The sequence below is a fragment of the uncultured Marinobacter sp. genome (assembly GCF_963974375.1).
GTDB lineage: Bacteria > Pseudomonadota > Gammaproteobacteria > Pseudomonadales > Oleiphilaceae > Marinobacter.
The window spans coordinates 1-10,161 of record NZ_CAXBDN010000156.1; the positions used below are offsets into that span (position 1 = coordinate 1).

General features: G+C 59.2%; 10 protein-coding genes. All 10 read right to left on the reverse strand.

The window, feature by feature from the left end; translation table 11 throughout:
* Positions 1-185: 185 nt before the first annotated feature.
* Complete coding sequence (gene rnhB / locus AAC035_RS13380) at positions 186-866, reverse strand: ribonuclease HII (protein WP_339804983.1); 681 nt, start codon at positions 864-866, stop codon at positions 186-188.
* The gene (gene lpxB / locus AAC035_RS13385; RefSeq protein ID WP_339804984.1) at positions 863-2,104 is read right to left on the reverse strand and encodes a lipid-A-disaccharide synthase; all 1,242 of its coding nucleotides are present in this window, start codon (positions 2,102-2,104) and stop codon (positions 863-865) included. The genes rnhB and lpxB overlap by 4 nt, the downstream gene beginning before the upstream one ends.
* Before the next feature lie 10 nt (positions 2,105-2,114).
* Positions 2,115-2,906 (reverse strand): acyl-ACP--UDP-N-acetylglucosamine O-acyltransferase, encoded by a 792-nt coding sequence (gene lpxA / locus AAC035_RS13390; protein ID WP_339804986.1) that lies wholly within the window; start codon positions 2,904-2,906, stop codon positions 2,115-2,117.
* Positions 2,906-3,343 carry a 3-hydroxyacyl-ACP dehydratase FabZ gene (gene fabZ, locus AAC035_RS13395; RefSeq protein ID WP_339804988.1) on the reverse strand — a complete coding sequence of 146 codons (438 nt, stop codon included), beginning with the start codon at positions 3,341-3,343 and terminating at the stop codon, positions 2,906-2,908. Before fabZ ends, lpxA begins: the two co-directional genes overlap by 1 nt.
* Before the next feature lie 11 nt (positions 3,344-3,354).
* Complete coding sequence (lpxD, locus tag AAC035_RS13400) at positions 3,355-4,380, reverse strand: UDP-3-O-(3-hydroxymyristoyl)glucosamine N-acyltransferase (RefSeq protein WP_339804990.1); 1,026 nt, start codon at positions 4,378-4,380, stop codon at positions 3,355-3,357.
* 1 nt (position 4,381) lies between these two features.
* Positions 4,382-4,900, reverse strand: a complete 519-nt coding sequence (locus AAC035_RS13405) for an OmpH family outer membrane protein (RefSeq protein ID WP_339804992.1) — start codon at positions 4,898-4,900, stop codon at positions 4,382-4,384.
* Positions 4,901-5,001: 101 nt separating this feature from the next.
* Complete coding sequence (bamA, locus tag AAC035_RS13410; protein ID WP_339804994.1) at positions 5,002-7,383, reverse strand: outer membrane protein assembly factor BamA; 2,382 nt, start codon at positions 7,381-7,383, stop codon at positions 5,002-5,004.
* Between the two features lie 42 nt (positions 7,384-7,425).
* A complete protein-coding gene (rseP, locus tag AAC035_RS13415; RefSeq protein ID WP_339804996.1) occupies positions 7,426-8,772 on the reverse strand; it encodes an RIP metalloprotease RseP in 1,347 nt (448 codons plus the stop codon).
* A gap of 7 nt (positions 8,773-8,779) precedes the next feature.
* On the reverse strand, positions 8,780-9,949 hold the full coding sequence (gene ispC / locus AAC035_RS13420) for a 1-deoxy-D-xylulose-5-phosphate reductoisomerase (protein ID WP_339804998.1): 1,170 nt from the start codon (positions 9,947-9,949) through the stop codon (positions 8,780-8,782).
* Positions 9,950-10,017: 68 nt separating this feature from the next.
* On the reverse strand, positions 10,018-10,161 hold a 144-nt coding region (locus AAC035_RS13425; RefSeq protein ID WP_339805000.1), incomplete at its 5' end, for a phosphatidate cytidylyltransferase.

Sequence of the window (10,161 nt, forward strand, 5' to 3'; positions counted from 1 at the left end):
AACCTACGACCTTCGGGTTATGAGCCCGACGAGCTACCAGACTGCTCCACCCCGCAACAAACTTTTTAGATCTTCACTTCAATCTTTTTGCCAAAAGCTTCTGGTCAAGCTTTTGTTTTCACAGTGCTTTTGCTTTGCTGCTCTGCTCAACGTGGGGCGTATATTAAGGACTCACGGGGGTGCTGTCAACGGGTATTTTCAAAAAGATCCTCAGGCCAGATCATTTCGCTGGTGGCGGCTTCGGTTTCCGGTGCGGACCACTCTCCAATGGTCATCAATGCCTCCTGTACCGGGCGGAAGGAACGGCGATGGGCGGGGGTGACACCCAGGCGGCCAAGGGCTTCCAGATGGACCGGGGCCGGGTAACCCTTGTGCCCCGCCAGACCGTAGCCGGGGTACTGCTGCTCCATGGCCACCATTTCCCGGTCCCGGGTCACCTTGGCGATGATGGAGGCCGCGCTGATGGCCTCAACCCGGCCGTCACCCTTGACTACGGGTTCCGAAGGCCAGTGCCAGCGGGGGCAGCGGTTACCGTCCACCAGCACGTACTCCGGCGCGATGGACAGGCCGTCGACCGCACGGGTCATGGCCAGCAAGGTGGCCTGGTAGATATTCAGGCGATCAATTTCCTCTACCTCACAGCGGCCAAGGCTCCAGGCCGCCGCTTTGGTGGTAATTTCCTCAAACAGTGCTTCCCGGCGTTTCTCGGTGAGTTTTTTCGAGTCAGCCAGTCCGGCGATGGGCCGGTCCGGATGCAGGATAACCGCAGCCGTCACCACCGGCCCCGCCAGTGGACCGCGGCCCACTTCGTCGACGCCGGCCAGCTTCCAGCCCCGATACGAACAGGTAAAGGGTGGCAGGCTCATGGGCGACGGCTCTCAATCAGGTTGGCAACGGCATCGGCAGCACGCTCGTCGGCGTCACGCTTCAGTTCCAGATGCAGGCGGGTGAAGGCCTGGTGCAGGCGGCTCCGTTCGGTCTCATTCTCCAGTCGCTCGAGTACCGCGGCGGATAGTGCTTCCGGGGTGGCGTCGTCCTGCAGTAACTCAGGCACCAGGGTTTCACCGGCCAGCAGGTTCGGCAGCGCCACGTGGGAAATCTTGACGATGCGTGAAACCAGCGCAAAAGTCAGCGGACTCACCCGGTAACTGACCACCATGGGCTTTTTGAGCAGCATAGCCTCCAGGGTGGCGGTGCCGGACGCCAGCACCACCACGTCGGCGGATGCCATCACCTCCCGCGAACGTCCCCGCACAATGGTCAGGGGCAAGGCCACTGCCATGGCATCCGCCAGCGCCCTCACCTGGCGCTCACGTTCGGCGTTTACGCAGGGCACAATCAATTGCAGATCGGGCCGTTTATCCTGCAGCAACAACGCGGTCTCGAAGAACAGGGCGCCCAGACGTTCGATCTCGCCGGCACGACTGCCGGGCAGAATGGCCAGCACGGGTTTATCAGGATTCAGGCCCAGATCGATTCTGGCGGCTCTGGTATCGGTTTCAAACGGAATACGGTTGGCCAACGGATGGCCCACAAACGTCACCGGAATCTGGTGCTCCTCGTAGAACCGGGCTTCAAAGGGAAACAGGGTCAGCATGTGATCAACGGAGCGGGCAATGCGGAAGATACGCTTCTGGCGCCAGGCCCAAACGGAGGGACTCACATAATGCACCGTGGGTATACCCGCCTTACGGCAGCGTTCTTCCACACCCAGGGTGAAGTCCGGGGCATCAATACCAATAACCACATCCGGCGGCGTGGCCAGCAGATAGTCCATCAGGCGGGCGCGGATCTGGAACAGCTCACGCAGGCGGCCGATCACTTCCACCAGGCCCATCACCGACAACCGTTCCATGGGAATCAGGGAATGAAAGCCTTCCGCGATCATTTCGTCACCACCGATACCCACAAACCGGGCCCGGGGATAACGAAGTCGCAGCGAGCGGATCAGGCCCGCCCCCAGAATATCGCCGGAGGCTTCACCGGCAACGATAGCCACCGTCACCGGCGCCCGGCTGCGAACGGAGGCCGTAATGGCTTTTTCGGAGACGGGGTGGGAACGAAGGTCAGAAGATACGTCAGAGGCCTGGGCCGTCGCAGTCATCACTGGGGCCCTATCGGACAATGCCCCGCTCAGCATTGCGGAGCGAATCGATCAGCGGGCGCATCTCGGCGAGGGTACCAAAGCTGATTTCCAGTTCTTCGATGGCCTGCTCGGAGGTCAGTCCCTGCCGGAAAACAATCTTGTAGGCCCGCCGCAGTGCCAGCAAGGCATCCTTGCTGAAACCCCGGCGCCGCAGGCCTTCCACGTTGATACCATAAGGTGAGGCCGACTGTCCGCTGGCCATCACGTAGGCCGGTATGTCCTTCAGCACGATACTGCCGCCGCCACTCATGCTGTGCTCACCAATCTTGCAGAACTGATGCACCATGGTGCCGCCACCCAGAATGGCCCAGTCACCCACCCTGACATGGCCCGCCAGGGTCGCACAGTTGGCGAGAATGGTGTTGTTGCCAATCACACAGTCGTGGGCCACGTGTACGTAGGCCATAAACAGGTTGTGATTGCCGATAAGGGTAACGCCCTTGTCCTGCACCGTGCCCCGGTGAATGGTGCAGTTCTCGCGGATAATGTTGTTATCGCCGATTACCAGCCGGGTGGGTTCGCCCGCGTATTTCTTGTCCTGGCATTCCTCGCCCACACTGGCGAACTGGAAAATACGGTTGTTACGACCAATCACCGTCGGTCCCTTGATCACTACGTGGGACAGCACTTCTGTGCCCGCCCCGATCTCGACCCCGGGGCCAATGTAGCTCCACGGCCCCACGATGACATCGTCCGCCAGGCGGGCAGACGGGTCAACGATTGCCTGGGGGTGGACACCAGTCCAGTTTACTTCAGCCATCAGGCCTCTCTCTCGGCGGACATCACTTCAGCCACGCAGACAACGTCACCATCGACCAGCGCGCGGCAATCGAACTTCCAGATACCATGCTTGCTGGAAATCAGGCGGGATTCAAGTCTCAACTGATCACCGGGCACCACCGGCCGCTTGAAACGGGTCTTGCCGGTGCCTGCCAACAGGTGAATGGAACCATCACCATTGGTTTTACCTGCGGTGACATAGCCCAGTATGCCGGACACCTGAGCCATGGCTTCAATAATCAACACCCCCGGCATGATCGGCCGACCGGGGAAGTGACCATTGAAAAACGGTTCATTAATGCTCACATTTTTATAACCGAAAATGTGCTGTCCCTTTTCCACTTCTACCACACGGTCTACCAGCAAGAACGGGTATCGGTGGGGCAGGAAGCCCATAATCTCATCAATATTCATCATCAGCTTCGGCCTCAGCCCTCTGTTTTCTTTTCCAGTGCTTTCAGCCGACGCGACATGGCGTCCAACTGACGAAAGCGGATGGCGTTCTTGCGCCACTCACGATTGGGCATCACACCCGTGCCCGACGAATGCACGCCCGGCTCTGAAATACTGCTGGTGACCATCGCCTGCCCGGTCAACTGCACGCCATCACCAATGACCAGGTGCCCGCCGACGCCAGACTGGCCACCGAATACACAGTGACGCCCCACTCGGGTGCTGCCGGCGACACCGGACTGCCCCGCCATGGCACTGTGATCACCGATACTGACGTTGTGGGCGATCTGCACCAGGTTGTCGATTTTTACGCCATTGCCAAGCCGTGTGTCCTCAAGGGCCCCGCGGTCGATGGTGGTATTGGCACCTATTTCGACATCATCACCCAGCGTTACTCCACCAATCTGGGCAATGCGCTGCCACACGCCCTGATCAGGTGCGAAGCCAAAGCCGTCAGAAGCAATCACCGCGCCACTGAGGATATAACAGCGCTGGCCCATGGTAACGTCCTGCACCAGCGTCACCCGTGGCCGGATAACCGTATCATCACCAATCCGGCAGCGGGGACCGATGACCGTACCGGCTTCAACCACGACCCGCTCGCCCAGCACCACCTGTTCCCCAATCACCACATGAGGCCCCAGGTGAACCGAATCCGGCACCATTGCTGACGGATCGACAACGGCAGTGGGATGAATACCGGGGGATGTCACCGGCGAGCGATCAAACCAATGGCTAATCCGGGCATAGCCCAGATAGGGATTGTCCAGCATCAGCACACTGGTTGCAGCCTTGTCTGCCATCTTCGGCGACAGAATCACCGCTGCCGCCCGGGTCGATGCCAGCTGAGCAGCATAACGGGGGTTCGACAGAAAGGTCAGGTCAGAGGGCCCGGCTGAGGTCAGGGTCCCCAGGCCAGTTATCGCCAGCGCCGGATCACCACGTAACTCGGCGCCCAATTCCCTGGCGATATCTCCCAGTGTGTATGCTTTGCGACTCATATCAGCGATTCAGCTTTTCCAGCAATTGTTCAGTCAGGTTGAGCTCCGGCTTCACATAGACCACCGCTTCGGTCGGCAGAATCACGTCAAGATCGTGTTCGCTCATCAGCTCTTTTACCGCTGCATCCACTTCCGGGCGGGCACTCTCCAGAAATGCCTGCTTGCGGCTGTTTACTTCCTGATCAAGGTTCTGACGCAGACCATTGAACTCCTGAACTTTCTGCTGGAATTCGGCGTTCAACCTGTCCCGCTCACGCTCGTTCATCATGGCGCCGTCCTTTTGCAGTCGTTCCTGCAAGGTACGGGCTTCATCCTGGGCTGCTCGCACTTCCTGTTCGGAAGCGGCAAATTCCCGCTGCAGTTGCTCACTGAAGGTGCGTGCCTCGTTCGATGAAAACAGTGCCTGGCGCAAGTCAACCACCGCCATCCGCGACTCGGCCGCAGCCGGCAGGGCGACCATCATTGCAAGGCATACCGGAATCGCCAGTTTACCCAGGGTTACCAATCGTTGCTTCAACATCAGTTTATTCTCCATGGTTCTTGTGCCGGGACCGGTTCCCGGCACGAAAGGCAGACGTAACGCCGGCCTGTCCAGTTTAATCGTCACGCTGGCAGGACTGATCAGAAGCTCTGGCCCAGCGAGAACTGGAAGACCTGCGTTTCATCACCGCTCTCGTCGTTGAGCGGTGCGGCAAGGCTGAAGGCCAGCGGACCAACAACAGTCACCCACTGGAAGCCAATACCCACAGAGGCCCTGATCTCGCCCAGTTCCGGATCGTAACCCCGGGCGGTATCAAACACCTGACCGGCATCCAGGAAAAAGGAGGTCCGCATGGTCTGGCTGTCACCAGCAAAGGGCGTCGGGAAGATCAGCTCCAGACCACCTTCAGTCAGCAGGTTACCACCAAAGGGTTCGAGATCCCGGGACGTCCAGGGTCTCGGGTTCGATACCTGATTACCCAGGGAGTTGGCACGAAAGCCCCTGACGGAACCATAACCACCGGCATAAAAATGCTCGTAGAACGGCATCTGATTACGGTCACCATAACCGTCACCATAGCCCACTTCGCCCCGGGCCCGTAGTACCCAGGTTTCATTTTCATTCATCGGCCAATAGACATTGGAACGGTATCTGAGCTTGTAGAAGGTCAGATCACTGCCCGGAATCGCAATATCAGCCGACAACGAGTTACTGCTGCCGCTGGTGGGCAACACACCCCGGTTAAGGGTGCTGCGACGCCAGGAACCGGTCAGGAAAATATTACCAAAGCTGTCGCCTTCCTCGTCAATGAAGCTGAGCACCTCATCCGCGGTGTAGTCCCCTTCGCGGATTTTTGACAGGGTATAGCCTGTGCCGAAATTCAGCCGTGAAAAGCGATCGATCGGATAACCAAAGGTCAGGCGCCCGCCATATTCGTCCAGCAGGTAAGAGGAAATGTCCTGGGCTTCAAAGTCAGTCTCCCGGGCAAACAGACTGAACCCGCGGCTGACACCGTCAACCGTAAAATAGGGATCGTCGTAGGAGAAATTGGCACTCTTGATGGAGTCACTGACATTGGCGCCAATGGACACCCGCTTGCCGGTGCCAAAGAAGTTATTTTCGGCGATGTTGGCACCCAGAATAATGCCCGACACCTGGGAGAAACCGATAGAGGCTGAAAGGCTGCCGGTGGGCTGTTCTGCCACCCGGTAAGTCACATCCACCAGATCGCTGGCGCCGGGAACCGGCGAGGTATCAACCTCGACGCTGCGGAAAAAGCCGAGCCGGTCCAGCTGGGTCTTGGAAAACTCGATCTGGTCGGTGGAAGCAACACCCCCTTCCATCTGGGTCATTTCACGCCGCAGGACTTCATCTTTGGTGGTGACGTTGCCTTCAAAGTTGATGCGACGCACATAGGCCCGGTTGCCAGGCTCCACAAAGAAGGTAATCGCGGCGGTGTTGTTCTCGCCTGCCTCAGGAATGGCGTTGACGTTGGCAAAGGTGTAGCCCTCACGGCCAAGCCTGCGGGACAGCCGCTCGGACGTTGCGGTAAGCTCAGCCCGGGATAATACATCACCGCTTTCAATCTCGATGAGCGCCCTGAGTTCCTTCTCGTCAATAATCAGGTTACCCCGCAGACTGACGTCAGAGATCGTATACTGGGGCCCTTCGTTCACCGAAATGGCCACGAACACGTCTTGCTTGTCTGGCGATATGGAGACCTGGCTGGACTCTATGGCGAAATCCAGATAACCCGCGTTCAGATAGTGGGAGCGCAGCGATTCAAGGTCACCACTGAGACGTTCCCGGGCGTACTTGTCCTTGCTGGTTATGGAATTCCACCAGCCACTGGTGCGCAGCTCGAACAGATCCAGTAACTCATCGTCTGAAAATGCCTCGTTACCAACGATGTTGATATGGCGAATGGCGGCCACATCGCCTTCACTGATATCCAGTCGAATCGCCACGCGGTTTCGCGGCAGGTCTTCGGCGGTCGCCGTAACCCTGGCGTTGTAGCGGCCCTGGCCGACGTAGGAACGAAGAATCTCCAGTTCAAGACGCTCAAGGGTGGCCCGGCGGAATACCTGACCCTCCTCAAGACCGGCACCGCTGAGGGCCTGGGTCAGCATATCGGTTTCGATGTTCTTGTTGCCTTCGATATCAATGGAGGCAATGGCCGGTCGCTCCTGCACGGTCAGCACCAGCACACCACCGTCACGGCTCACCTCGATATCGGTAAACAAACCGGTGCGAAACAGCGTGCGAATGGCGTCCCCAAGCGCTTGCTGGTCGATGGTTTCTCCGATATCCAGAGGAAAGGCCGAAAATACATTACCCGCAGACACCCGCTGAAGGCCCTCGACCTCAATATCCGATACCACGAAGCTGTCAGTATTGCTGGCGGTATTGCTGGTGGTATTGCTGGCCAGGCCGGTATTTCCGGTACCCTGAGCAATCGCAGTCTGGCCACCCAGTCCTGCCAGTACAAGACCAACGGCTGCACCCAGTAGAGAACGTCTCATTCAGTTAAATCGCCTGTTTGTGCGCGTAAAGAGCCGCAATTCTCACAACCGCATCAGGTCGTTGTAAAGAGCGAACACCATTAAAGTAAGAACCAACGCCATACCAATTCGTAATCCGAAGGCCTGAACCTGCTCGGACAGCGGTTTGCGACGAATGGCTTCTATTGTGTAATACACAATGTGCCCGCCATCGAGCACAGGGATGGGCAGCAGATTGAGAATGCCCAGACTCACGCTGAGGTAAGCCAGAAACCGTATAAAATCCTCAAAGCCGGAGCTGACACTTGCTTCAGCCACACGGGCAATGGTAATCGGCCCACTGAGATTGGTGGGCGACAAGAGCCCGGTGATCATCTTCTGAATTGCCACCAGGGTCAACCGTGTATCCGACCAGGTTTCCGATATGGCATTGGGAATTGCCGCCAGTGGCCCAAACCGGACATCCCGCATCATTTCCTCGGGCCAGGTAATGGCCTGAACCCCGGCTCCCACATAACCCTGTACGACCCCATCCACGTCTCTTGATGCGGGCACCACGGTCAGGTACTGGCTGCGACCTTGACGCTCCAGTTCAAGCTCGATGGGGGTCTCCGGAGCCTGCTGGATGTGGGTCACCAGATCGAACCAGTCCGCCACCGGCTCACCATTTGCCGAGACAATACGGTCGCCAACCTGCAGTCCTGCCTGCTCGGCCCGGCTGCCGCCAACCACCTCACCCAGCACGGCGGGTACCGGTGGGCGCAGCGGTTCAAAACCGAACTCCCGCAGCGGGTTGGGATTATCGTTGGGCAGCCGCCAGCCGCCCAGACTGCCGGACAGCATGCGCTCGCTCTGGCCGTCAATAACCCGGAAGCTGACCTGACCGGTTTCCCCCGCCCGCTCCAGCAGGCGCATATTCACATCCCGCCAGGAGGTAATCCGATGATCGTCAATGGCGACGATCTCCATACCGGATTCAAGCCCCATGCGATCCGCAATGGATTCAGGCGTTACCTGACCGGCCACCGGCGCAACCGCGGTAAAACCGACCACACTCAGCAGCCAGTAGGCGGCAATGGCAAACAGAAAGTTGGCGGCAGGGCCGGCGGCGGCGATGGCAATTCGTTGGCCGGGCGGCTTTGAATTGAAAGACTCGTGGCGCTGATCTTCCGGCACCGGAGCCTCGCGCTCGTCCAGCATTTTGACGTAGCCGCCCAGCGGAATGGCGGCCACCGCAAACTCGGTGCCACGGCGGTCGTACCAGGAATACAGTGGCTTACCAAACCCCACTGAAAAACGGAGCACCCGCACGCCACAACGACGGGCAACCCAGAAGTGCCCGAACTCATGAATGGTGACCAGAATACCCAGGGTCACAATCAGCGCCAACACACTTTGAATGATCTGCAACATGGCGTTAGCCCCTCACCTGGCGAATCAGCTCAAGGGCCTGAGCCCTGGCTTCGCGGTCGGCCGCGAAAATCCCGTCAAAATCCAGTGCCGGTCTGACCGGCAAGGATTCCATCGTACGCTCTATGATAACCGGGATATCGGCAAAACACAGATGACCTTCAAGAAATGCTGCAACCGCTGCCTCGTTGGCCGCATTCAGCACGGTGGGAGCAGTGCCGCCCCGGGCAAAGGCTTCGGCGGCCAGGCGCAAACAGGGAAAACGAACGGGATCAGGACGTTCAAAGTGGAAACGGCCCAGTGCAAACAGGTCGAGGGCATCAACGCCGGCCTCAACCCGATCTGGCCAGGCCATGCCGTTGGCAATGGGGGTGCGCATATCCGGGCTGCCCAGCTGGGCAAGTACCGAGCCATCGACATATTCCACCATGGAATGGATGATGCTCTCCGGGTGCACATGCACTTCAATACAATCCGGCGTGGTGTTGAACAGCCAGCAGGCCTCGATCAGTTCCAGGCCCTTGTTCATCAGAGTGGCAGAATCTACCGAAATCTTCTGACCCATGGACCAGTTGGGGTGCTTGCAAGCCTGGGCGGGGGTTACCGTGCGTAACTGTTCGGCGGTGTGACTGCGAAAAGGGCCACCGGAAGCCGTCAGCAGAATACGCCGCACCCCGGCCCCGGGAAGATCCCGCACCTGGCCCGAAGGCAGGCACTGGAAGATGGCGTTGTGCTCACTGTCGATGGGCAACAGCTCGGCGCCAGAGCGGGCGACTGCGTCCATGAACAGCTGCCCCGACATCACCAGCGCTTCCTTGTTGGCCAGCAGCACCCGCTTGCCGGCGTCTACCGCCGCCAGGGTCGGTGCCAGGCCGGCCGCCCCGACAATAGCGGCCATCACCGTATTGACCGCCGGGTCTGCTGCCACCTCGCACAACCCGCGCTCACCGGCCAGCACACGGGTTTCCGGCTGATTCGACAACCGCTCTGCCAGCAGCTGTGCCGCCTGCTCGTCCGCCATCACCGCCAGCGCCGGCCTGAATTCCCGGCACAGCGCGGCCATCTCATCAACCCGGGTAGCGGCCGTCAGCGCGTACACCGAAAACCGGTCAGGGTGCCGGCGTACCACATCCAGAGTATTCAGTCCGATGGAGCCGGTTGCCCCCAGAATGGTCATTCTGCGATGAACCGTCTGGCTGCCGGTCGCCTGGCCCCCGGACTGAACAGTGGAACCCACGGGTGACGTCACAACAGGCGTCCTGTGTTCAGCCAGCCAAGCAGGGTGATCAGCAGGGCAAAGACGGGAATCGCGGCAGTCAGGCTGTCAATGCGATCCATGATACCGCCATGACCGGGCAACAACTGACTGCTGTCCTTGATCCCCCGGAA

Bases quoted from the DNA above. Each gene is read 5' to 3' on its own strand.
- rnhB (WP_339804983.1), bottom strand. From the start codon at position 866: ATGAGCCTGCCACCCTTTACCTGTTCGTATCGGGGCTGGAAGCTGGCC.
- lpxB (WP_339804984.1), bottom strand. From the start codon at position 2,104: ATGACTGCGACGGCCCAGGCCTCTGACGTATCTTCTGACCTTCGTTCC.
- lpxA (WP_339804986.1), bottom strand. From the start codon at position 2,906: ATGGCTGAAGTAAACTGGACTGGTGTCCACCCCCAGGCAATCGTTGAC.
- fabZ (WP_339804988.1), bottom strand. From the start codon at position 3,343: ATGATGAATATTGATGAGATTATGGGCTTCCTGCCCCACCGATACCCG.
- lpxD (WP_339804990.1), bottom strand. From the start codon at position 4,380: ATGAGTCGCAAAGCATACACACTGGGAGATATCGCCAGGGAATTGGGC.
- AAC035_RS13405 (WP_339804992.1), bottom strand. From the start codon at position 4,900: ATGTTGAAGCAACGATTGGTAACCCTGGGTAAACTGGCGATTCCGGTA.
- bamA (WP_339804994.1), bottom strand. From the start codon at position 7,383: ATGAGACGTTCTCTACTGGGTGCAGCCGTTGGTCTTGTACTGGCAGGA.
- ispC (WP_339804998.1), bottom strand. From the start codon at position 9,949: ATGACCATTCTGGGGGCAACCGGCTCCATCGGACTGAATACTCTGGAT.